The sequence below is a fragment of the Halomonas sp. BMC6 genome (genome assembly GCF_964204995.1).
Classification (GTDB): Bacteria; Pseudomonadota; Gammaproteobacteria; order Pseudomonadales; family Halomonadaceae; genus Vreelandella.
On sequence record NZ_CAXNSH010000001.1, the window covers coordinates 2,324,078 to 2,348,147 of the forward strand.

A 24,070-nucleotide genomic window follows, 5' to 3' on the forward strand; every position below is an offset into this window, starting at 1 on the left:
GGCGAAATGCTATCACTGATTCAACGCTACCGCCTTGAAAGCTTGGCGGTATATAAATACGGCAGTGGCGGCATTCATGAGAGGCCCATCGTAAAAGCGGCTGGTAATCATCGACGTTAGGCAAGGAGTGGCCTAAACTATATTGCATTGCAGCATCATGGCTTCGGGCTTGGTGCCAGGCACCAACCCAACGGGAGACTCTATGAACTTTCTCGCAAACCCTCTACTGACGTCGACATCGAGCGGTGACGCCCTTGCAAGCATGATGGACCCCTTCGGGTTCGGGCGTGCCGCCATGAATTACTGGCGCGACAGTGTCGAGCGTAACATCCTTTACTGGGATGTCATGCGTGAACGCGGTAATCAATACCTAGCGCACATGGAGCAAACCAAGCCCAATGTGCTGGGGTTTGAGACAGAAGTGTTGATGGATGGGCGTACGCTGCCCAACCCGACGAACTATGAGCTGCTACGCGTTCTGCCGCCCAATGATACCCACATCGAACCGGGTAAACGGCCTTTCGTCGTCGTCGATCCTCGCGCTGGCCATGGGCCGGGCATCGGTGGGTTCAAGCCCGATAGCGAGCTGGGTGTCGCTCTCAGAGCGGGGCACCCCTGCTACTTCATCGGCTTTTTGCCGTTTCCCGAGCCCGGCCAAACCGTCGAGGACGTGGTCGAGGCGGAAGTGGCGTTTTTACGCCATGTGATCGAACTGCATCCAGAAACCACCGAGAAGCCCATGGTGGTTGGTAACTGTCAGGCGGGTTGGCAGATCATGATGGCCGCCGCGCTAGAACCGGATGTGTTCGGTCCGATTCTGATTGCCGGTGCGCCGCTCTCTTACTGGGCTGGCGAGCATGGTAAAGCGCCTATGCGCTACACCGGTGGTATGACAGGCGGTAGCTGGGTCACGGCGCTGACCAGTGATATCGGCAACGGCCTGTTCGATGGTGCCTGGCTGGTACAGAACTTCGAGCGTCTTAACCCCGCCAATACCTATTGGAAAAAGCAGTACCATCTGTATGCCAACGTGGATACCGAAACCAAGCGCTACCTGGAGTTCGAGCGCTGGTGGGGCGGCCATGTGGTATTGGGCGGCGAAGAGATTCAGTACATTGTCGATAACCTGTTTGTCGGCAACCGCCTCTCGACGGCGCAGCTGGTCACCCGGGATGGCCGTCGCATCGATCTGCGCAACGTGCGCTCGCCAGTAGTGGTGTTCTGCTCCCGTGGTGACGACATTACCCCGCCGCCTCAGGCCCTGGGCTGGATCCGTGATCTCTACGAAGGCGAGGAGGATATCGTCGCCAACGAGCAGACAATCATCTACTGCCTGCACGATACCACCGGCCACCTGGGTATTTTCGTCTCTGGCAGCGTATCGCGCAAAGAGCACTCCGAGTTCACGGCGAATATGGATTACATCGACGTGATGCCACCGGGGCTGTACGAAACGACCATCTCCCATGCCAGCGAGCGCACGGATGCCGAGCTGATTGAGCGGGACTACCTGTTGGAGTTCTCACCGCGCAATTTCGCAGAGTTGGACCAGGAGGTTATGCACAAGCCGGAGGACGATCGCCGCTTTGCCACGGTGGCTCGGATCTCTGAAATCAACCTGGGCCTCTACCGTCTGTATCTGCAGCCCTGGTTGCAAGCCGTGATGACCCCTGAGGCCGCCCGCTGGATTCGGCGTATGCACCCCATCCGCCTGGGCTACAAGCTGCTGTCCGATCGCAACCCGCTCACGGTGCCGCTGCCCGTCATGGCAGATTACGTTCGCCGCCACCGTCAGCCGGTCGAACAGCACAATATGTTCAAGGCGCTGGAGACCATGGCGTCGGATCAGATCGTCGCGAGCCTGGACGCGTGGCGGGACCTACGCGACAGTACGACAGAACGCCTGTTCATGGATATTTACGGCCAGCCGCTGTTGCAAGCCGCTGTCGGCTTGTATGGCGATGCCCATGTGCATCGCCGCCGCCCGGGCGCAGAGCCAGAGCATCGCCGTTTTATCGAAAATCGACAAAACGAGCTGCGTCACAAGATTGCTCAAGGTGGCCCGGCTGAAGCGGTTATGCGCTCCGTCATATATGTCTTAGGTGGCGCTCCGGCCACTGACGAGCGTAACTTCAAGCGGCTACGCGCGTCTCGTGCGGAGCTTGAACCGAGCACGTCTCTCAGTGAATTCAAGCGTCTTGTGCGCGAGCAGTTCTTCATTTTGAAACTGGACCGTGAACAGGCGCTGGCCTCGCTGCCGACGCTGCTGAAAGGCCAAAGCAGTGAGCGTATCGACGGCTATCTGAAGCACCTCGAGCACGTGTTTGCTGCCAGTGGCGAGCTATCGGAGCATGCCGCCGAGCGGTTCGCACAGGTAACGTCGTTATTCGACAAGGCGCGCCCCAAAGCCGTGGCTGCCCCCGCAGCCAGGGCACCCGCTAAGGCGGAGAACGCTTCGGCGGGCAGCGCCGACATCAGCGATGCGACGCCCGCAGCCGCTGCGCCGAACCAGGCCAGCGACACGGCCGCTAAAACGCCCGCCCGTCGCGCGGCAGGCCAGCGCCGAGGCACCCCGCGCAAGCGATAATGGGTTTGCCTGAAGGCACCACGCCCCCACCACCGAGTGGGGGCGTTTTTTTATAGGAGGCGGCTATTTGGGTTGCCGAGTGGCAAGCGGCAGTCTAGTGTCTAGCTACCCCTTGGTAAAAACAGCACTTCACCTGGCGAGTGTCATTCACTGACGTTGCGCAGCATAAGCCATGCTTCTCTTGATCAGGTTGCTACTGGCGCTTCATCAAGGGCTGGGGTAGGGTAGGCGCATTTTTCTCATGGTCGCCACGTCACCGTGGTGGCAGTAACGTATTCAAAGCATGGGCGATAGCGCCTGGGCAATAGGAAAGTGGAGCACTATGGGCAAGTCACTGGTCATCGTCGAATCGCCTGCGAAAGCGAAGACGATCAATAAGTATCTCGGCAACGATTTCATCGTCAAGTCGAGCGTAGGTCACATCCGTGACCTGCCGACCAGCGGCTCAGGTAAGGCAGCCTCCGACCCTAAGGAGCGCGCTCGCCAAGCCGCGGCAACGCGTAAGATGTCGGCGGAAGAGAAGGCAGAGTATAAAAAGCGCAAGGCCCACGACCAGTTGATTCGGCGCATGGGTATCGACCCCGATAATGGCTGGGAAGCCCACTACGAGGTGCTGCCCGGTAAAGAGAAAGTCGTCGCCGAGCTCAAAAAGCTCGCCGAAAAAGCCGATGCCGTCTACCTTGCGACGGATTTGGACCGCGAAGGGGAAGCCATTGCGTGGCACCTTCGCGAGACCATTGGGGGCGACGACAGCCGCTACAAGCGCGTGGTGTTCAATGAGATCACCAAAAATGCCATTCAGGACGCCTTCAAAGCCCCAGGTGCGCTGAACCTGCCCCGCGTAGAGGCCCAGCAGGCACGCCGCTTTCTCGACCGCGTCGTGGGCTTCATGCTCTCCCCCTTATTGTGGGCAAAAATCGCTCGTGGGCTGTCCGCCGGGCGCGTACAGTCGGTGGCAGTTCGCCTGATCGTCGAGCGCGAGCGCGAGATTCGTGCGTTCATTCCCGAGGAGTTCTGGGATGTCCACGCGGATCTCGTCTCTCCTGACGGTGAGCTAGTGCGGTTTGCTCTAGCAAGGCAGGATGGCAAGCCGTTCCGCCCGACCTCCGAAAAAGAGACCATGGAGCGCATCGCGCAGCTGCGTAAAGCCAAGCTGTCGATCACCTCGCGAGAGGACAAGCCGACCAGTTCCAAGCCCACCGCGCCGTTCATCACCTCGACGCTTCAGCAGGCGGCCAGTGGTCGGTTAGGGTTTTCGGTGAAGAAAACCATGACCATGGCCCAGCGTCTCTACGAAGCGGGCTACATCACCTATATGCGTACCGACTCCACCAACCTCTCGAAAGATGCGGTGGAGAGCGTTCGTTCGTTTATTGGTGATGAGTATGGGGCGCGCTATCTGCCCGAGTCGCCTAACCGTTACAGCAGCAAAGAGAGTGCCCAGGAGGCCCACGAGGCCATCCGCCCCTCAAGCGTCGAACGCAAAGCGTCTGACCTCTCTGGGATGGAGCGCGACGCAGAACGCCTTTACGAGCTTATTTGGCGACAATTCGTTGCGTGTCAGATGACGCCTGCCGAATACCTGTCCAGCACGCTCAGCGTGGAAGTGGATGGCTACGAGCTGCGCGCCAAAGGCCGCGTGCTGAAATTCGACGGTTATACACGGGTGATGAAGCCCACCGGCAAAAACGAAGATCAGAGCCTGCCCGATCTGCCAACCGGCACGAGCATGCGTCTTGAAGCCCTCGACCCACAGCAGCACTTCACCAAGCCGCCGGCGCGGTATACCGAAGCCAGCCTGGTCAAAGAGCTAGAGAAGCAGGGCATTGGGCGTCCTTCCACGTACGCGTCGATCATCTCGACCATTCAAGACCGTGGCTATGTAAAGCTGGAGAGCCGCCGCTTCTACGCCGAGAAACTCGGTGACATCGTTACCGAGCGGCTGAAAGAGTCTTTCCCTGACCTGATGGATTACTCCTTTACCGCGCGGATGGAAGACAGCCTCGATGAAGTGGCCGAAGGCGAACGCAACTGGCAGGCGCTGCTCGATGCGTTCTACGACGAGTTCCGCATGGAGTTGATGAAGGCCGAGAGCGAGGAGGGCATGCGCCCCAACCAGCCGGTGCCTACGGATATCGACTGCCCGAGCTGTGGTCGAAAAATGCAGATCCGTACCGCCTCGACCGGCGTCTTCCTAGGGTGCAGCGGCTACAATTTGCCGCCCAAAGAGCGCTGCAAGACCACTATCGACCTGATTCCTGGTGAGGAAGCCGTCGCGGAAGACGCGGGCGAAGAGGCCGAAACCGATGCGCTACGCGCCAAGCGTCGCTGCCCGAAATGCGGCACGGCCATGGATAACTACCTGATCGATGAAACCCGTAAGCTGCACATCTGTGGTAACAGCCCAGATTGCGATGGCTATGAGATCGAAAGCGGTAAGTTCAAGATCAAAGGCTACGACGGTCCGCTCATCGAGTGTGATAAGTGCGGCGCCGACATGCAGCTTAAATCGGGTCGCTTCGGCAAGTACTTTGGCTGTACCAACAGCGAGTGTAAAAATACCCGCAAACTGTTGCGAAGTGGTGAGGTCGCGCCGCCGAAGATGGACCCGATCCCGATGCCTGAACTGGCCTGCCAAAAGGTGGAAGATCACTACGTGCTGCGCGATGGGGCAAGCGGTCTGTTTCTAGCGGCGAGCAAGTTCCCCAAAAATCGTGAGACGCGTCCGCCGTTGGTCAAGGAGCTCAAGGCACATGCCGATGAGCTACCAGAGAAGTATCACTTTATTCTTAAAGCGCCGAGCGAAGATCCGGATGGTCGTCCAGCGCAAATTCGCTATTCGCGTAAAAACAAAGAGCAGTACGTGATGACCGATGAAGAGGGTAAAGCAACCGGCTGGAAAGCGACCTTCGAAGGTGGCAAATGGCACGTGGAGGATAAGCGTAAGTGACCCCTCGTTCCCGTACTAATCAATTACTGTATCAGGCCGAACTGCTGGTCGGCCTGCCGGTGGGCGATGACGAGCATAGTCCCGCTCGGCAGATGGCCATCGAGGAGAGCGCGCTGTCTCTGTTCGAACTGGCCCTGGGTTCACTGCTCAAAGAGGTGACCGAGCACGCCCGGTTGACGAACCATGACTGGCGAGCGTTGCTCGCCAGTGACGGCCCTGACGTGGCCGAGCTTCAGCGTCTTCGGGATGCGATGCACCAGCCCGAAAGCTGGCTTCATTGGCTGGTGGGGCAGCTAGACAAGCTGCACAGCAACGAAGGTGCTGCACGCCGTAGCGTGCAAAACCCCGCCATGATTGCCGTAGGCAGCCAGCGTTTGTTGGCGGAGCAGCTGATGGATAACCTGGCCGCCGCCAAGCGAGAGATCGCCTCTCTGCGTGAGACGAGCGAGGAGTGGTAGTCAGACGGTAGCCGTCGCGGGTGGACGTGCGCCGCGTTGTGGATAGTCATGCCAGACGTTGAAATGTGCCGATTCGCCACCACGTTGTTAAGACAACGACAGAGGAGACACGGATGCGCTACAACCAAGTGAAGGATCTCATCGAGTGGGCCGCAGGCTATCACGCCCGCATGGCCCGTCAGTACAGCGATGCCGCCAGTCAAGCGGAACACGAGCGGCTAGCGATGGCGCTGAACTATCTTGCGGATAGCGAGCTGAAAATGAAAACGGGGCTAGAAGCGCTGTTTCATGACGGCACCGACCACCGGGAAGTGTTGGATACCTGGTTCGATGATTCCGGCGACTTTCCCCAGCCCCCCGAACTGGATGCGCTTGCCGAGCAGAGCGTGGCGGGTTCCATCGATGAGCTGACCGAAACGGCAGTGGAGGCTCACCGTAAGCTGCAGAGCCTTTATGAACATCGAGCGTCGCGGGCCAAAATCGAGCCCGAGGAGACGTTTTTCAACGCGCTAGCGCAGGGCCATAACGCCGAAGCCCGCAAGCTCGTCGCCAGTATGCAAGAGTTCGACGATCTTTAGGCGGCATAGAGGCGTGCGAGCCAGTCTCTTCGTTAGACTTTCGTGAAGAGATAGCGGCGGTTCTCAACGCAGATTGCTCACTAAGACGCTGACAATGGCGGCGTCTATGGGGTATAACAGCCGTCATTAACGCATTGTCGGTCAGCACCGCTGGCCCGTTTTTTTGAGAGCCATAATGATGCCTGTGAACCGCCGCCGATTTTTAGCGATGGCCCTGGGCTGGCCTGTTGCGGCCAGCGCCGCGACCACCAGCGCTGTGAACGATTACGCGCCACCCGACTTGGTGGCCACGTTGCTCGCACGGGCGCCGGTGCCACGCCACAGCAACGAGCTGTGGGTGCTGATCGACGACAAAGAGGCAACGCTGAGCATCTTCCGAGGCAATGCTCTCGTCGAGCGATTTGCCCCCATTTCACTCGGGCGTGGCGGTGCCAAAACCCAGCGCGTACGGGGAGATAACGTCACGCCGCTGGGAGAATTCAGGATTAACCGATTTAATTACGAAAGCCAGTGGCATATCTTCATCGGTATCGATTATCCTACGCCACCTCACGCGCGTATGGCGCTTGAAGCCGGTATCTACTCCCAAGCGGACTATGAGGCCTACTTCGATCACTATCGGCGTTATGGCTCGCCCCCGCAAAATACGGCGCTGGGCGGGGCCATTGGCATTCACGGGATCGGCGGCGGTGATCCGGAGATTCATGGCAACTTCCACTGGACCCAAGGGTGCGTGGCAGTGACCAATGAAGAGATCGAGCGAGTGGCCGAGCTAGTTGATGTTGGCACTCGCGTGGTGATCCGCTAGGCTTGTGTTGTTGAAGGAAGTTCTAGGTTTTGAACACGTGGCTATAGACAACCGCTGTGGTCTATTATAAAACAGCGTTTGACTTGCGTGCCCTGGTACGTAACCCTGGTACAAGTCGCTGTAACGAACCTGCACCGCAGGTAGACAAATTTAAGCTAACCTTTTAGCCTTATTTTTTGTCATACCCTTAACGTAGTACCCAAGGAAGACTCAAGGAGAACACTATGACTCTGAAGACTGCTCTGAAGATGACTGCCGCTGCCGCTTCTCTGGCAATCCTGGCTGGCTGTGCTTCTACCAGCGCTCTGGAAGAAGTTCGCATGACTGCTGAATCTGCACAAGCTGACGCTGCAGAAGCTCGCAGCATGGCTTCACAGGCTCTGAACACTGCAAACCAAGCTCAGCGCGACGCGCAAGCTGCTCTGCAGATGTCTGAGCAGAACCGTGAAGAAATGAACCGCATGTTCCAGCGTTCCATGCAGAAGTAATTCTGCTTGGACCACCGGACATGATGTATGTTCGGTGGTTGCTGTAGATGTGAAAAACCCCGCCTCGGCGGGGTTTTTTGTTGGCTAGCATTTGCCTTGTCAGGCATCGCCTTCCACGCGGACGGTAGTGGAAAGCTCAACGCCCTTCAAAATGCCTTCCAGCTGTTGCGTGGGTTGCGGTTCGGGTTCCGGCTCGGGAGCAGGCGCCTGGGGGCCGTACAGCGCCACGAAACGACCATCCGGCGCTTCTACCACACGCTTGACCTGCTCGTAGTCGATCTCTGCTTGTTCGTCGGCAAGCTCGCTAACGCGCTCGATGGCATTGAGCAATGGCTCGAAATCACCGACGTTCTCTTCGAGTTGCGGATACGACTGCACGAACAGTGTGCCGTCAGCCGCCCAGCCCGCTTTGAACGGCGCATCCATCAGGTTGACCTGAGTGCCGCTAGGCAGGCGCTCGTAGAGTGATTCGATATCTTCAGGATACATACGAATGCAGCCGCGGCTGACGCGCATACCCACGCCATCAGGACGGTTGGTGCCGTGAATCAAGTAGCTCGGCATGGCCAGCAGGATGGCATGGCGGCCAAGCGGGTTGTCGGGCCCCGGTGGAACGATAGAGGGGGCGGGCTCGCCGCGCTCGGCAGCTTCACGACGCATCGAGGCGGGCGGTGCCCAGGCGGGATCTTTGACCTTGACCGTGGTCCGCGTGATGCCCACGGGCGTGGCGAACTCTTCCCGTCCAACGCTCACCGGATAGGTTTCGACGATGCCGGGTTTGTCGGCCGGGTAGTAGTAAAGACGCAGCTCGGAGAGATTGACCACCACGCCCTCGCGGGGGGCGGGGGGCAGAATGTAGCGCGCAGGAATTACCACCTCGGTGCCTTCACCCGGTACCCACAGGCTGACGTCTGGATTCGCCATGCGAATCTCTTCGTAGCCGATGTTATGGCGACGGGCAATGTCGATCAGCGTGTCTTCTGGATTCTCGACAGTGACAGTGTAGTACTCGCCGATAATATCGCCCTGTTCGGGTAGACGGAAGTGGCCGCGGGGCAGCTGTTCCTGGGCATTGGCAACCTGCTCGGCACTAGCGGCGGCATCATCGGTGATCGCCACCGCAGTCTCGGCCTGTTCGGCCGATGGCTGTGCATAGACGGGTCCCACAAGGCTCGCTGCTAGCAATACTGCCAGGCTAGTGGGGCCCCAACGGGTAATGTTGTTACGAATGTTCATGGTCGATCCTAATCAATGTATGCACTGCTGGTACGCATGGTAATGGGCAGCGATGCGTTGCCGATGTGTGCTGCTTAGGTATAAGTTTGCCCCAAGGTTCACGCCGCCGCTACTTTTTGATTGAGGGTCGTCAACAGCGCTTCGATCTTTTCGAAACGCTGTTCGACCGATTCCATTGGAAATTCAAATCGTAAGGTGTCGGAACCATCCAAGCGGTAGTGCTGGGGGGATTTCTGGATCAGAGTAACCAGCGTCAGCGGGTCTACTTGGGTACTGCTATTGAAGATCACTCGGCCACGCTGCTCGCCCGCCTCGATACGGGCGACGCCGAGCTGTTCGGCCCGGTGGCGTAGCTTGGTTTGACGTATCAAGTTCTTCAACGGCTGAGGCAGCAAGCCGAAGCGGTCGATCAGCTCCACCTGAAGCTCTTTCAATTCGGCATCGGACTGGGTGTTGGCAATGCGCTTGTACATGACCAGGCGCTGCTGCACGTCGTGCAAGTAATCATCGGGGATTAGGGCGGGCAAATTCAGGCTAATTTCGACGCCGGTATTGAAGGGAGCGTCGATGTTGGGCGTTTTGCCTGCGCGTATCGCTTTCACCGCGCGGTCCAGCATCTCCATATAAAGGGTGTAGCCGATGGTTTCCATCTGGCCACTCTGCTCATCGCCCAACAGCTCCCCTGCGCCTCGAATCTCCATGTCGTGGCTCGCCAGGGTGAAGCCTGCGCCGAGATCGTCGGAGGCGCTGATGGCTTCCAGGCGTTTGACCGCGTCCCGGGTCATGGCTTTAGGCGGCGGAGTCAGCAAGTAAGCGTAAGCCTGATGGTGGCTGCGCCCCACACGGCCGCGCAGCTGGTGTAGCTGCGCCAAACCAAATTTGTCGGCCCGTTCAATCAAAATGGTATTGGCGCTGGGAACGTCGATGCCCGTTTCGATGATGGTCGAGCACACCAGCACGTTGAAGCGGCGGTGGTAAAAATCGGACATCACGCGCTCCAGGCTCCGCTCCGGTAGCTGGCCGTGGGCGACGGCGACACGGGCTTCCGGCACCAGCTCGCGAATCTGTTCGGCGGCGTTTTCGATGGTTTTGACTTCGTTGTGCAAGAAGTACACCTGGCCGCCACGCAGAATTTCCCGCAGCAGCGCCTCTTTGATGACGCTGTTGTCCCGCTGCTGTACGAAGGTTTTGACCGATAGGCGCCGAGCCGGTGGGGTGGCGATGATTGAAAGATCGCGGATGCCGCTCATGGCCATGTTGAGCGTGCGCGGAATCGGCGTGGCCGTCAGCGTGAGAATGTCGATTTCCGCGCGCAGGGTTTTGAGCTTCTCTTTCTGGGCAACGCCGAAACGGTGCTCTTCGTCGATAATCAGCAGGCCCATTTTGGGCAGCTCGACGCTCTTCGACAGCAGCTTGTGGGTGCCGATGACGATGTCGGTCTGGCCGCTTTTGATGCCGTCTAGAGTCTGCGTCATCTCCTTGCCGCCGGTGAAGCGCGAGATCAGGCTAATATTGACGGCGGTATCGGCGAAGCGGTCACGGAAATTCTCGAAGTGTTGCCGCGCCAACAGGGTCGTCGGTACGAGCACCACGACCTGCCGACCCGATTGAACGGCGAGGAAGGCCGCGCGCATGGCCACTTCGGTTTTGCCAAATCCCACGTCGCCGCACACGACGCGATCCATCGGCTGTGGCGACACCATGTCGCCGATCACCGCTTCGATGGCGGCTTGCTGGTCGGGGGTTTCCTCGAAAGGGAAGCTGGCGGCAAAGCGCACGTACTCTTCCCCGGGCGTTTCGTAGACCACGCCCTGTTGGGCTTCGCGGCGCGCATAGATGTCGAGCAGCTCGGCGGCGGTATCGCGAATCTTTTCGGCGGCCTTGCGACGGGCTTTCTCCCACTGATCGGAGCCCAGTTTGTGCAGCGGAGCGAGTTCGTCGTCGGCGCCGCTGTAGCGTGAGATGAGGTGCAGGCTGTCCACCGGGACGTACAGCTTGGCGCCATCGGCGTAGGAGAGCGCGAGAAACTCATTCGCTTGGCCGCCTGCCTCCAGGGTTTCCAGCCCCAGATAGCGGCCCACGCCGTGGGCTTGGTGAACCACCGGGGCGCCTTCGCGCAGCTCGGATAAGTGACGAACCGCCAGTTCGTTGTCGTCGGTTGCTTTTTCGCGCCGGCGGCTTTGTCGCACCACGTCGCCAAACAGTTCGGTTTCACTGATCACCGCGACATCAGGATCGGTGAGCCACAGGCCGCTGCCAACCAGACTTTCGGTGATTGCCATGCGCTCGGTGCCCGCCAGAAATGCCTGGAAACTTTCGCTGTGGGGCAGCGAGAGTCTTAGCGGGGAGAGCACGTCTTCCAGTGCTTCTCGACGCCCGCGAGACTCCGCCACGAACAGTACCCGAGTGCGGGGATGTTGCTCCAGGAAGTTCGCCAGCTCGCTCAACGGCTGCTTGGCCCGTGCATTGATCGAGAGAGTAGGCAGCGCTTGCGCCAGTGGGGTCAGCGCGTGGCGCTGGGCCTCGTCCTCGGTGAGCTCCAGGCGCGGTCGCGCTTTGATGGCCGAGAACACCTCGTTGACCGGGAAAAAGGCACGATGGGGCGGCAGAAGGGGGCGTGTTGGATCAACACCGAGGTTGACGTAGCGCGACTCGATGGCCTGCCAATGCTGTTCGGCCGCGTGAAATACCCCGGGTAGCAGGGCAATGCGGGTGTCATCGGTCACGTGTTCGAACAGAGAGGCCGTCTCATCGAAGAACAGCGGTAGGTACTGCTCTAGCCCGGGCGAGGGGATCGCTTTCAGCGCATCGTTATAGAGCGGACACTGGCGCGGGTCGACGTCGAAGAGCGTTTCGAACTGCTCGCGGAAGCAGGCAATGGCACCGCGACTCAGCGAATATTCGTGGGCGGGCAGCAGCTCGATGGTATCCACTTTGTCCGTGGAGCGCTGGCTGCCCGGATCGAAGTGGCGCAACGTATCGATCTCGTCATCGAAGAGGTCGATGCGGATGGGTTCGTCCATGCCCATGGCAAACAGATCGATGATGGCCCCGCGCATGGCGTACTCACCCGGCTCGTAAACGGTCTCGACCGCACGATAGCCTGCTCGGGAGAGCGATTCGCGGAACGTTTCGCGGTTGGGTGTGGCCCCTGCTTTTAGTGTCATCACGCGGCCCGCGATGTAAGAAACCGGGGGCAGGCGCTGCATTAGCGTGTTGATCGGTACGAGCACGATCCCTCGGACGCCATCCTGCAGTAAGCGCAGCGTTCTCAGCCGGGCGGAAATGATGTCCTGGTGCGGCGAGAAACTGTCGTAGGGCAGTGTTTCCCAATCGGGGAAGGGGAGAACGGGCACGCTGCTATAAAACGCCAGATCCTGCTCCAAGCGCTGTGCGCTCGCAGTATTGGGGGTGATCACGAGCAGCGGGGCGCTGGACGCTACCTGAGCCAGCGCTAGGGCCGTCGCACTGCCCGGCGGCGCTTGCATATAGAGCGTGTCGCGAATCCCTTGCGGCTGGGGCGGTTCGAGCAGAGAGAAAGAAGGCATAGTCAAGGTATCGTTTTGCGCAGAAACGGAACCTGAATCATACACGATCAGCCCTGTCAGGCAGAGACCTTCGGGGAAGGCGGAGGTTAAGCGCCATGAGGCACTGCATTATTACCGTTTGTAGTCAATGCCCATTTTCTGTAATACCCCTACATGTTGTGCGACTATCCATTCATTGCGGCCCTCTAATAAGCCCCGGATAATGCCCCGGACATCCCCGTTCATAACTCAATGAGGCCGCACGTGAGTCAGCAAGCGCTCGAAAACGTTTTTCAGGAATGGCAAAACAATGAAGCTCTGGCCGAGCAGATGATCCCGCTGGTGGGTCAGCTTTATCGCCAGAACAATGTTGTGGCCACGATGTTCGGACGCTCTCTGATCAAGCGGTCGGTCATTCGTATTCTCAAAGATCATCGTTTTGTGCGCAAAATCGAGGGCACCGAGCTGTCGGTGGAAGATACCTTCCCCATCGTCAAAGCGATGAGTGAGATGAACTTAGGCCCGGCGCACGTGGACGTAGGCAAGCTGGCGGTCAGCTTCAAGCGTCAGGGCGGCGGCGATCTGAACGCCTTTTTGCGTAAAGAGCTGAGCGAAATCATCGACGGCTATCAGCCGGAAGGCAGTAAAGGCGAGCCGCAAGACGTCGTGCTGTACGGTTTTGGCCGCATTGGCCGCCTGCTGGCGCGGGTCATGGTTGAGAAGGCCGGAGGTGGTAACCTGCTGCGCTTGCGTGCCATCGTAGTGCGTGGCCGCGGCGACGTGTCGAAAGATCTGGAAAAACGGGCGAGCCTGCTACGCCGCGATTCCGTACACGGCCCGTTCGACGGCACTATTTCCGTCGATGCCGATGCACGGACGTTGACCATCAACGGCAACGTGGTGCAGGTGATCTACGCGGACTCCCCCAGTGAGATTGATTACACCGCCTACGATATCCACAATGCGGTCATCGTGGACAATACCGGTATCTGGCGCGATGAAGCGGGCTTGGGACAGCACTTGGAGGGCAAAGGCGCTGCGAAAGCGCTACTGACCGCGCCGGGCAAGGGCGACATCAAGAACATCGTGTTCGGAATCAACCACGAGACGATTGGTGACAGTGACCGAATCGTCTCGGCGGCCTCGTGCACCACCAACGCCATCGTGCCGGTGCTCAAGGTGTTGAACGATGAGTATGGCGTGGTGACGGGCCATGTGGAGACCGTCCATGCTTATACCAACGACCAAAACCTCATCGACAACTACCACAAAGGCGACCGCCGTGGCCGCAGTGCGGCACTGAACATGGTACTGACCGAAACCGGTGCCGCCAAAGCCGTTGCCAAGGCGCTGCCGGAGCTCGAGGGCAAGCTGACCGGTAACGCGATTCGCGTGCCAACGCCGAACGTCTCCATGGCGATTTTGAATTTGACGTTGGACAAAGGCACCGACGCCGAAGCCCTCAACGACTACCTGCGTCGTATGTCCATCGACTCCGCTTACCAAAAGCAGATCGATTTCGTCGACTCGGCCGAAGTGGTCTCGTCTGATTTCGTCGGGAACCGTCATGCGGGCATCGTCGATGCTAAAGCGACCATCGCCAACGGCAATCACGCCGTGGTGTATGTCTGGTACGACAACGAGTTTGGCTATAGCTGCCAGGTCATTCGTATCCTGCAGCACATGTCCAACGTGCAATTCTTGAAACTGCCGCACTAAGTCTTTGCGGGCATATGCCCTGGACGCACTCATGTAGGGCAGTTGCGTCATTGGCTTGACAAACGCCACCTTCGGGTGGCGTTTTTTGTATCAGAAACAAATGACCTAGAACGGCATATAGCACTTTTGGAGGCCATCAGGGATGTGGTCATTGGCCGCGCTTATCTTTATAATGCGATAGATTTTTCGGGGTGGTTCAAGCGTGCTTGAGCCTGACTGGTAACGATCTGAACAGCAAAACAAGAATTCACTGAACAGAAAATAAGCATTCGAACCCCTTACCTTCGTATATCCGATCCATCAACTGGGCGAGACTATGATCGAAGTCAAAAAAGGCCTGGATCTCCCCATCACGGGAGCGCCCGAGCAGCGTATTGAAGATGCGCAGCCTGTGCGTCACGTGGCAATCCTGGGCACTGACTATGTTGGCATGAAGCCAACCATGGAAGTTCAGGAAGGGGATAAGGTCAAATTAGGCCAGCTTCTCTTCACCGACAAGAAAATCGACGGCGTACGTTTTACGGCGCCTGCCGGTGGTGAAGTAGTCGCTATTAACCGTGGCGAAAAACGACGTTTATTGTCTGTGGTCATTAAAGTCGATGAAAATGAAGAAGCGATGACATTTGCTTCTCATGATCGTGGCGCTTTAGCACAGCTTGATCGTCAAACCGTTGTCGACCAGCTCGTTGAGTCAGGATTGTGGACTGCGCTGCGCACCCGTCCTTTCTCACGTACGCCAGCCATCGATAGCGTTCCTGCCGATATTTTCGTCACCGCCGTGGATACCCATCCGCTGAGCGCTGACCCTGCCTTTATCATCAATGAAAATGCTCAAGCATTCGAAGACGGCCTCAAGGTGCTAACCCGCCTGACCGAGGGCAACGTTTTTCTGTGCACGGGGGCTAACGCTTCCGTACCGGGCAGTGATATCAGCGGCGTCAAGACGGAAAGTTTCGCTGGGCCGCACCCGGCAGGCTTGGTAGGCACGCACATTCACTACCTCTCGCCCGTCGCGCTACATAAAAAAGTGTGGCACATCGGTTATCAGGACGTCATTGCATTCGGTAAGCTGTTTGCCGAAGGTAAGCTGGACATGAGCCGCATCATTGCGGTGGGTGGCCCGCGTGCCCAGAAACCTCGCCTGCTGCGTACCCGTATCGGGGCGAGCACCGAGGAACTCTTGGCAGGTGAAATCATCCAACCGGAAGACACTCGCGTGATTTCTGGCTCGGTCTTCTCTGGCGCTGCCGCAGAAGGCAAGGTGACTTATTTGGGGCGTTTCCACAACCAAGTCAGCTTGCTGGAAGAGGGTAACAAGCGCACCTTTATGGGATGGCTCTCTCCCGGTGCCAACCGCCATTCGGTGATGGGCATCTATCTCTCCAAAATTAAAGGCCTGAGCAACTACGCGCCCACCACCTCTACAAATGGTTCCGAGCGTGCCATGGTGCCGGTGGGTAACTACGAACGCGTCATGCCGTTGGATGTCATGCCAACGCAACTGCTGCGTTCGCTGATTGTGGGCGACATTGAGGTTGCCATGCAGCTTGGGTGTCTTGAGCTGGACGAAGAGGATCTGGCGCTGTGTACCTATGTTTGCCCCGGCAAATACGAGTACGGCCCAATCCTGCGTGACAATCTCACCATGATCGAGAAAGAGGCCTGATGATGGGTATTCGACAAACACTCGATAATCTCGAGCCGCACTTCCATAAAGGTGGTAAGTACGAAAAGTTCTATCCGCTGTACGAAGCGGTAGACACCATTTTCTACTCGCCGCCCAGCGTTGCTAAAACGACCGCGCACGTGCGTGATGGCGTCGACTTGAAACGCATCATGATCACCGTGTGGATGTGTACCTTCCCGGCCATGTTCTTCGGTATGTGGAACGCAGGCTGGCAGGCGAACACCGCTATCGAAGCGGGCTATGCCTCCATGAACGGCTGGCGCGAAGCCATCATGATGACCCTCGCGGGCGGTCATGATCCGAGCAGCCTGTGGGCGAACTTCGTTCTCGGCGCGACTTACTTCCTGCCCATCTACTTGGTGACCTTCGCCGTGGGTGGTTTCTGGGAAGTGATGTTCGCCATCAAGCGCGGCCACGAAGTCAACGAAGGCTTCTTCGTGACCTCCGTACTGTTTGCGCTGATTCTGCCGGCCACGATTCCGCTTTGGCAGGTTGCCTTGGGCATTACCTTTGGTGTCGTGATCGGTAAAGAGATCTTCGGCGGCACGGGTAAGAACTTCTTGAACCCTGCGCTGACCGGCCGTGCCTTCCTCTACTTCGCGTATCCGGCGCAAATCTCCGGTGACGCGGTATGGGTAGCAGCCGACGGTTACACGGGTGCGACAGCGCTCTCCATGGCGTTCCAAGATGGCATGTCCGCACTGACCGATACCTACAGCTGGTGGGATGCCTTCCTGGGCTTCATTCCCGGTTCCGTGGGTGAAGTCTCGACGCTGGCGATCCTGATCGGTGCTGCAGTCCTGCTGTGGACCAAGATTGCCAACTGGCGCATCATGCTGGGCGTTTTCCTAGGCATGGTGATCACCAGCACGCTGTTCAACCTGATCGGTTCTGATACCAACCCGATGTTCGCGATGCCCTGGTACTGGCACCTCGTCATCGGTGGCTTTGCCTTCGGTATGGTGTTCATGGCGACCGACCCCGTGTCGGCTGCGATGACCAACCAAGGTCGCCTGGTGTTCGGTGCACTGATCGGTGTCATGACCGTGCTGATCCGCGTGGTGAACCCGGCGTTCCCGGAAGGCATCATGCTGGCCATCCTGTTCGCCAACCTGTTTGCGCCGCTGATTGACCACTTCTTCGTCCAGGCCAATGTGAAGCGCCGTCTCAAGCGTACTGGCGTACCGGCCGAGGAGACTGCCTAATGGCACAAGGTAACAACTCCATCAAGAAAGTCCTGATCGTAGCGTTCTCGCTGTGCATCGTGTGCTCGGTCATCGTTTCGACGGCGGCCGTAGCACTGCGCCCAGCGCAGCAGCTCAATCAGGAGCTGGACCGTAAAACCAACATCCTCAACGTGGCGCGTCTTTACGAGCCGGGTATGGATGTTGAAGAAGCGTTCAGCAACCAGATCACTGCGCGCGTCGTCGAACTCGAGACCGGTGACTACACCGATCAGTTCGATCCCGAGACCTTCGATGGTTTCGAAGCTGCGCGTGACCCGGCTACTGGCCGCACGCTGTCTGGCGACCGTGACATCGCGGGCCTGACGCAGGTGGAAAACTTCGCGACCGTGTATCTGGTCGGCGATGCTGAAAACCCCGATCAGATCGTTCTGCCCATTCGTGGTCAGGGCCTCTGGGGTCGTATGATGGGCTTCCTCTCCGTTGAAGGTGACGGTAACACCATCGTCAGTATCACGTACTACGACCACGCGGAAACGCCGGGTCTGGGTGCCGAAGTGAACAACCCGCGCTGGCAAGCCCAATGGGAAGGTAAAGAGATTTACAGCGAAGAGGGCGACCTCTCTCCTGAAATCCACCTGACCAAAGGCGGTGCGAGTAACGAGCACGAAGTCGATGCGCTCTCCGGGGCCACGCTGACCAGTAACGGCGTGACCAACATGCTGCAGTTCTGGCTGAGTGAAGAGGGCTTTGCGCCTTACCTGGCTAAATTCCGCAGCGGAACCGAGCCATCAGACGCCGAAGACACCGAGACTGACTTCGACGACGTTGAGGGGGCCTGATCATGGCGGATGTAAATGCAAAAGGCGTTTTGACGGCGCCGATTTTCAAGAACAACCCCATTGCGCTTCAGATTCTGGGGATCTGTTCTGCTCTGGCGGTCACCACCAGCATGAGCGTGTCGCTGGTCATGGCACTGGCGGTTATCTTCGTAACATCTTTCTCGAACTTGTTCGTATCGCTGATTCGGAACCACATTCCGTCCTCGATCCGTATCATTGTTCAGATGACTATCATTGCCTCGCTCGTTATCGTGGTCGACCAGATCCTCAAAGCCTATGCTTACGAAATGTCTAAGCAGCTGTCGGTGTTCGTCGGTCTGATCATCACAAACTGCATCGTAATGGGCCGCGCGGAAGGTTTCGCGATGTCCAATACGCCGGGCATGTCGTTCCTGGACGGTATCGGTAACGGTTTGGGTTACGGTTTCGTTCTGATGGTCGTTGGTTTCGTTCGTGAGCTGCTGGGTGCGGGTAGCATCTTCGGCTTCACGGTCCTGCCGACCATCCAGAACGGTGGCTGGTACGTGCCGAACGGTCTGCTGCTGCTGCCGCCTTCTGCCTTCTTCATCATCGGTCTGTTGATCTGGGTACTGCGCTCCGTCAACCCCGAGCAGGTAGAAGAGAACGAGTTCAAGATGAAGCACAACACCAAGCCGAAGGAGGCCGTGTAACATGGAACACTATCTTAGCCTTTTCGTTGCTTCGGTATTCGTCGAGAACATGGCACTTGCCTTCTTCCTGGGCATGTGTACGTTCCTAGCGGTATCCAAGAAGGTGTCTTCTGCCATTGGCCTCGGCATCGCCGTTATCGTCGTACTGACGATCACGGTACCGGTCAATAACCTGGTATTCACGTACCTGTTGCAAGAAGGCGCGCTGACCTGGACCGGCATTAGCGGTGCTGAAAACATCGACCTGTCATTCCTGGGTCTGCTCTCGTACATCGGTGTCATCGCGGCGCTGGTACAGATCATGGAAATGTTCCTTGATAAGTACGTGCCGTCGCTCTACAACGCACTGGGTGTCTTCCTGCCGCTGATTACCGTTAACTGCGCCATCCTCGGTGGCGTACTGTTCATGGTGGAGCGTAGCTACAACTTTGGCGAAGCCGTGGTTTATGGCTTCGGTGCGGGTACCGGTTGGGCGCTAGCGATTGCGGCCCTGGCGGGTATTCGTGAAAAGCTGAAGTACAGCGACGTGCCGGGCGGTCTGCAGGGCCTTGGCATTACGTTTATCACCGTTGGCTTGATGTCACTGGGCTTCATGTCCTTCTCTGGCATTCAGCTTTAATCGGAGCCGGTTTTCTCGGCAGCCCAGGCTGCCGAGGTACAGAAAACCTTCAGCAATAGGAAACCGACATGGTTGATACATCTGTCATCTTGCTCGGTGTTGTCATGTTCACGGTCATCGTCATCAGTTTGACGGCGATCATTCTGGCAGCGCGCAGCAAGCTAGTGAGTAGCGGGGACGTGACGATCGAAGTCAACGGCGACCCCGAGCACACCCTGAAGACCCAAGCCGGCGGCAAGCTACTGAACACCCTGGCGGCCAACGGTATCTTCCTCTCTTCTGCCTGTGGCGGCGGCGGTTCCTGCGCCCAGTGTAAGTGCCGAGTCGAAGAGGGCGGCGGTTCTATCCTGCCGACCGAAGAGTCGCACTTCACCATGCGTGAGAAGAAAGAAGGCTGGCGCCTCTCTTGTCAGGTTCCTGTAAAGCAGGACATGAAAGTAGAAGTGCCGGAAGAAGTCTTCGGCGTGAAGAAGTGGGAAACCGAAGTAACGGCCAACCCGAACGTCGCAACCTTCATCAAGGAGCTCAACCTAAAGCTGCCTGAAGGCGAAGAAGTAGCTTTCCGCGCCGGTGGTTACGTTCAGCTCGTTGCACCGCCCTACGACATCAAGTTCTCTGACTTCGATATCGAAGAAGAGTACCGTGGCGACTGGGAAAAGTTTGGCCTGTTCGACATTTCCCATAAGAACAACGAGGAAATCATCCGCGCCTACTCCATGGCGAACTACCCGGAAGAGAAAGGTCTCCTCAAGTTCAACATTCGTATCGCGACGCCGCCTCCTGGCACCAGCCATCCGCCGGGCCTGATGTCGACCTACGTCTTCAGCCTGAAGCCGGGTGACAAAGTGACCGTCATGGGGCCGTTTGGTGAGTTCTTTGCCAAAGACACCGATGCCGAGATGGTCTTCATCGGGGGTGGTGCGGGCATGGCGCCGATGCGTAGCCACATCTTCGACCAGCTCAAGCGTTTGAAGTCGGATCGTAAGATCTCGTTCTGGTACGGTGCGCGCTCCTGGCGTGAAACCTTCTACAACGAAGAGTACGATCAGCTGGCAGAAGAGTTCCCGAACTTCGAGTGGCATCTGGCGCTGTCCGATCCGCAGCCGGAAGACAACTGGGAAGGCCCGACGGGCTTCATCCACAACGTTCTGTACGAAAACTATCTGAAGGACCACCCGGCGCCTGAAGATTGTGAGTACTACATGTGTGGGCCGCCCATGATGAACGCTTCCGTTATCAAGCTGCTGCTGGATATGGGGGTCGAGCCGGAAAACATCCTGTTGGATGACTTCGGCGGCTAATGTCGCGTCAGCGTACGTTAGAAACGGGGCTAGCCTTAGGGCTAGCCCCGTTTGTTTTTGAGGTGATGGGAACGCACATCGTGTGGAAATTGCCTCGAATGCCTGATCATTTTTCATCGGCTAGGGTACAATAGGCGGTAACTTTTAAGGCACTTATCGGCGCAATGACTGTCGGCAGGTAAGGCACTTAACGCAATGCTGGGAGGACCACATGGCAATTTGGCTACTGGTATTTGGTTTTATGGCGCTGATCATGGGGGCCATGGCCGTCGGTGTGCTGATGGGGCGTAAACCCATCGCAGGTTCCTGCGGTGGGTTGAACCAAATTGGTATGAAGGATGGTTGCGATATCTGCGGAGGCAAAGACGATGTTTGCGAAGAAGAGAACCGCAAACGCGGTAGTCTGCGCCGTCGTAGCGACGAAAGTCGCGGGGCAGATCTGGGCTACGATGTCACGCGACGTTAAGCCCCATCGTGCCGTTATTCACTCATGATGTACGCGAACACATACGTCGAACGCTCGCTTAACCGCGGGCGTTTACGTATGTGCTGACGAAAATGTAAGGGAACAAGGAGATCCAAACCGTATGGCGGTTCACAATTACGATGTCGTGGTTATCGGTACCGGCCCCGCCGGAGAAAGCGCTGCCATCAATGCTGCCAAACACGGTATGCGGGTGGCGATCATTGAGAAACAGGCCCAAGTAGGCGGTAACTGCACTCACTGGGGCACTATCCCATCCAAAGCGCTGCGCCATCAGGTCAAACAGATCATGGCGTTCAACACCAACCGCATGTTCCGCGATATCGGTGAGCCGCGCTGGTTCTCTTTCCCTAAAGTCATGGAGCGCTCGCGTGGCACGATCGACAAACAGGTCGAAATGCGTACCACCTTTTATGCGCGCAACCGCATCGATCTCTTTCACGGTGTGGCGCGCTTCAAAGACGAGCACACCGTCGTGGTTCGCGACCGCCAAGAGGGCATGGAAGAGCTGGTGGCCAAAAAAATCGTCATTGCCACCGGCTCACGCCCTTATCGCCCGGCGGATATCAACTTCCGTCACCCGCGTATCTATTGCTCCGATACCATCCTAAGCCTTTCCCATACACCGCGTACGCTGGTGATCTTTGGCGCTGGTGTCATCGGCTGTGAGTACGCCTCCATTTTCTCGGGCCTGGGGGTCAAAGTCGATCTGATCAACAACCGCGATAGCCTGCTGTCGTTCTTGGACGACGAGATCAGCGATGCGCTCTCGTACCATCTACGCAAGCACGGTGTATTGATTCGTCACAACGAAGAGTACGAGAGCGTCGAGGGCGACGAGGCCGGGGTCGTGGTACGCCTCAAATCCGGCAAGAAAATCCGCGCCGATGCGTTCCTCTGGGCCAATGGCCGGACTGGTAACACTGACAGTTTAGGGCTTGAGAACATCGGACTAGAAGCCAACGGCCGAGGCCAGCTCAGCGTCGATGAACACTACCGGACGTCGATTCCGCATATTTATGCGGCAGGGGATGTGATTGGTTGGCCAAGCCTTGCCAGCGCCGCCTACGACCAGGGTTTGAACTCGTGTAACGAGCTGCTGGAAAAAGAGTACCGCTTCGTCAGTGATGTGCCGACCGGTATCTATACCATTCCCGAGATTAGCTCCTTTGGCCCCAACGAGCGCGAGTTGACCGAAGCCAAAGTGCCCTACGAAGTGGGCAAGGCGTTCTTCAAAGATACCGCCCGCGCGCAGATTACCGGCGATACCGTGGGCATGCTCAAGATCTTGTTCCACCAAGACACGCTAGAGATTTTGGGTATCCACTGCTTTGGTGACCAAGCCTCAGAGATTCTGCATATCGGCCAAGCGATCATGCAGCAAGAGGGCGAAGCGAATACGCTCAAGTATTTCGTGAATACTACCTTCAACTACCCAACCATGGCCGAAGCCTACCGGGTGGCGGCGCAAAATGGCTTAAACCGCGTCTTTTGATCGGCCACACGAAGGGGGCGCTATGCCCCCTTCGTGTTTTTTCAAGCATCGCCTTCCGAAACCATAGCCTCTATAGCGATTCCAGCAGCTGCTGGGCGCGAGGCTGCCATTCGCCTTCTAATGAAGCGGCCTGGCTGAGTGATTCCCTGGCGGCGGGGGTGTCCTCTTGCTGAAGCTGCAAGATGGCGAGGTTCAACCACGCGGCACCCATGTTCGGGTCAATCTGTGTGGCGTTTTCAAACGCAGCTAACGCTGCCTCGGGTTCCTGCGTTGCGTAAAGCGCGTTGCCCAGAGCGAACTGGCCCATCGGGTTCTGCGGGAAGCGCTCGGCGAATGCCTGCCAGCTACTCAGCGTTATGTCGGGGCCGTGCTGCTCTTCAAAGGCGCTAATCGCTTCCAAGGCATTGCGCGCGGTCACGCCCTCCGGCAGGCTGCCCGGCTCGCTGACCACAAAGCCCCAGCGCTCAGTGCGCGCCCAGGTAGCATCAAAACGGCTAAACGACAGAGTATGCCGCTCGATCTCACCGCTGCGCAGTATCAGCGTCTCGTTGGGCAAATCAAAGCCAATGGCCACCGCGTAGTGCCACATGGGAAAGGCGGGCAGGGCGAGGTTCTGCATCACGACCACCGGGTTGCCTGCTTCCAGATGCGTGAGCAGAGCATCCATGGTACCTCGGATGGGAATTGCCAGCCGTTCGTAGCGGCGCACCGTGGCCAACATTTCCGGCTGCACGCTGCCATCACGCCCAGGCAAGAATACCTGAGGAATTAGCTCGTCTAAGCTAGCCTCTACGCCTTCGTGATTGAGTACCATGGCCAGGGTCGCCGGGCCGCACTGGTACTCCGTTTGGGCGAAAAACGGCACCTCGGTAAGCTCGGTTTGCGGGGCCAGGCTCGATCTAGTGCTCTCTAACAGTACCGGGCTGCGGGCGCAGCCGGTGAGTAGTACGATCAGCAGGCTTAACAGTAAAACGCCCGCAGAGCGGGCGTTGACGGAGCGATTCATCATTGCAGACGACTTAGCGAGTGAACGGGTAAACATCGGTTAGACCAAGAATATCCGTTACCAGCAGAATCACGAACACCGCGAACAGCGCTCCTACCACACCGGCACCGGCAGGCAGTTGTTCGAGCTGTTGTGCCATTTGCTGAGCTTCGGCATCGCTAAGGGCCGCCACACGGGCTTCGACGTCGGCAGGATTGACACCCTGCTTTAGCAGCTGATCCTGCACATCGGCACGGGCGAGGATTTCATTGATACGCTCGCGATCAGCGCCGGCACGGTCGCCTGCTAAAACAGACTGCGTCGATACCAAGTCCATGCCTTGCGGGGCGGTCGGGGCTGCCACGACGGGCAGACTGGCGAACACTAACGCAATCATCAAAAGGGTCGAGAGGTAAGCACGCACTGTTTTCATCGTCTTCATCCTTAGACT

General features: G+C 57.9%; 19 protein-coding genes. 15 read left to right on the forward strand and 4 right to left on the reverse strand.

Annotated features, from left to right (window positions below; all coding sequences use genetic code 11):
- Window positions 1–202: 202 nt before the first annotated feature.
- The 6 genes from AB6K10_RS11155 to AB6K10_RS11180 all read left to right on the forward strand — a co-directional run bounded on the left by AB6K10_RS11155 (window position 203) and on the right by AB6K10_RS11180 (window position 7,869).
- Entirely contained in the window at window positions 203–2,587 is a 2,385-nt protein-coding gene (locus tag AB6K10_RS11155; RefSeq protein WP_339118742.1) for a DUF3141 domain-containing protein, read from the forward strand.
- Window positions 2,588–2,909: 322 nt separating this feature from the next.
- Window positions 2,910–5,537: a type I DNA topoisomerase gene (gene topA / locus AB6K10_RS11160; RefSeq protein ID WP_159341916.1), complete on the forward strand. Its 2,628-nt coding sequence runs from the start codon at window positions 2,910–2,912 to the stop codon at window positions 5,535–5,537.
- On the forward strand, window positions 5,534–5,995 hold the full coding sequence (locus AB6K10_RS11165) for a DUF6586 family protein (RefSeq protein WP_339118743.1): 462 nt from the start codon (window positions 5,534–5,536) through the stop codon (window positions 5,993–5,995). Before topA ends, AB6K10_RS11165 begins: the two co-directional genes overlap by 4 nt.
- Before the next feature lie 113 nt (window positions 5,996–6,108).
- Window positions 6,109–6,573 (forward strand): 2-hydroxyacyl-CoA dehydratase, encoded by a 465-nt coding sequence (locus AB6K10_RS11170; protein ID WP_159341918.1) that lies wholly within the window; start codon window positions 6,109–6,111, stop codon window positions 6,571–6,573.
- A 175-nt stretch (window positions 6,574–6,748) separates the two neighbouring features.
- Window positions 6,749–7,381 (forward strand): murein L,D-transpeptidase family protein, encoded by a 633-nt coding sequence (locus AB6K10_RS11175; protein WP_159341919.1) that lies wholly within the window; start codon window positions 6,749–6,751, stop codon window positions 7,379–7,381.
- Window positions 7,382–7,605: 224 nt separating this feature from the next.
- Window positions 7,606–7,869, forward strand: coding sequence for an Lpp/OprI family alanine-zipper lipoprotein (locus AB6K10_RS11180; RefSeq protein ID WP_016914087.1), 264 nt, complete (start codon window positions 7,606–7,608; stop codon window positions 7,867–7,869).
- A gap of 99 nt (window positions 7,870–7,968) precedes the next feature.
- Here the strand turns inward: AB6K10_RS11180 and AB6K10_RS11185 are convergent, their stop codons facing one another.
- Both AB6K10_RS11185 and mfd read right to left on the reverse strand, forming a co-directional pair.
- On the reverse strand, window positions 7,969–9,105 hold the full coding sequence (locus AB6K10_RS11185) for a L,D-transpeptidase family protein (protein WP_339118744.1): 1,137 nt from the start codon (window positions 9,103–9,105) through the stop codon (window positions 7,969–7,971).
- Window positions 9,106–9,203: 98 nt separating this feature from the next.
- The gene (gene mfd, locus AB6K10_RS11190) at window positions 9,204–12,653 is read right to left on the reverse strand and encodes a transcription-repair coupling factor (protein WP_339118745.1); all 3,450 of its coding nucleotides are present in this window, start codon (window positions 12,651–12,653) and stop codon (window positions 9,204–9,206) included.
- Window positions 12,654–12,896: 243 nt separating this feature from the next.
- Between mfd and AB6K10_RS11195 the strand changes: the two genes are divergently transcribed.
- From AB6K10_RS11195 to sthA, 9 genes are all read left to right on the forward strand, one after another.
- Complete coding sequence (locus AB6K10_RS11195; protein ID WP_339118746.1) at window positions 12,897–14,351, forward strand: glyceraldehyde-3-phosphate dehydrogenase; 1,455 nt, start codon at window positions 12,897–12,899, stop codon at window positions 14,349–14,351.
- 316 nt (window positions 14,352–14,667) lie between these two features.
- A complete protein-coding gene (locus tag AB6K10_RS11200) occupies window positions 14,668–16,017 on the forward strand; it encodes a Na(+)-translocating NADH-quinone reductase subunit A (RefSeq protein WP_159341923.1) in 1,350 nt (449 codons plus the stop codon).
- Complete coding sequence (locus AB6K10_RS11205; protein ID WP_159341924.1) at window positions 16,017–17,243, forward strand: NADH:ubiquinone reductase (Na(+)-transporting) subunit B; 1,227 nt, start codon at window positions 16,017–16,019, stop codon at window positions 17,241–17,243. The genes AB6K10_RS11200 and AB6K10_RS11205 overlap by 1 nt, the downstream gene beginning before the upstream one ends.
- Entirely contained in the window at window positions 17,243–18,064 is an 822-nt protein-coding gene (locus AB6K10_RS11210; RefSeq protein WP_159341925.1) for a Na(+)-translocating NADH-quinone reductase subunit C, read from the forward strand. The genes AB6K10_RS11205 and AB6K10_RS11210 overlap by 1 nt, the downstream gene beginning before the upstream one ends.
- Window positions 18,065–18,066: 2 nt before the next feature.
- The gene (locus tag AB6K10_RS11215; RefSeq protein ID WP_120387062.1) at window positions 18,067–18,735 is read left to right on the forward strand and encodes an NADH:ubiquinone reductase (Na(+)-transporting) subunit D; all 669 of its coding nucleotides are present in this window, start codon (window positions 18,067–18,069) and stop codon (window positions 18,733–18,735) included.
- A 1-nt stretch (window position 18,736) separates the two neighbouring features.
- A complete protein-coding gene (gene nqrE, locus AB6K10_RS11220) occupies window positions 18,737–19,354 on the forward strand; it encodes an NADH:ubiquinone reductase (Na(+)-transporting) subunit E (protein WP_044628064.1) in 618 nt (205 codons plus the stop codon).
- A 68-nt stretch (window positions 19,355–19,422) separates the two neighbouring features.
- Window positions 19,423–20,655, forward strand: coding sequence for an NADH:ubiquinone reductase (Na(+)-transporting) subunit F (gene nqrF, locus AB6K10_RS11225; RefSeq protein WP_159341926.1), 1,233 nt, complete (start codon window positions 19,423–19,425; stop codon window positions 20,653–20,655).
- A 211-nt stretch (window positions 20,656–20,866) separates the two neighbouring features.
- A complete protein-coding gene (nqrM, locus tag AB6K10_RS11230) occupies window positions 20,867–21,121 on the forward strand; it encodes a (Na+)-NQR maturation NqrM (protein WP_159341927.1) in 255 nt (84 codons plus the stop codon).
- 121 nt (window positions 21,122–21,242) lie between these two features.
- On the forward strand, window positions 21,243–22,634 hold the full coding sequence (gene sthA / locus AB6K10_RS11235; protein ID WP_159341928.1) for a Si-specific NAD(P)(+) transhydrogenase: 1,392 nt from the start codon (window positions 21,243–21,245) through the stop codon (window positions 22,632–22,634).
- A gap of 70 nt (window positions 22,635–22,704) precedes the next feature.
- Here sthA and AB6K10_RS11240 read toward each other — a convergent pair whose 3' ends face one another.
- Window positions 22,705–23,643, reverse strand: coding sequence for a PA2778 family cysteine peptidase (locus tag AB6K10_RS11240; RefSeq protein WP_339118747.1), 939 nt, complete (start codon window positions 23,641–23,643; stop codon window positions 22,705–22,707).
- Between the two features lie 10 nt (window positions 23,644–23,653).
- Window positions 23,654–24,052 (reverse strand): PA2779 family protein, encoded by a 399-nt coding sequence (locus AB6K10_RS11245; protein ID WP_159341930.1) that lies wholly within the window; start codon window positions 24,050–24,052, stop codon window positions 23,654–23,656.
- Window positions 24,053–24,070 lie beyond the last annotated feature (18 nt).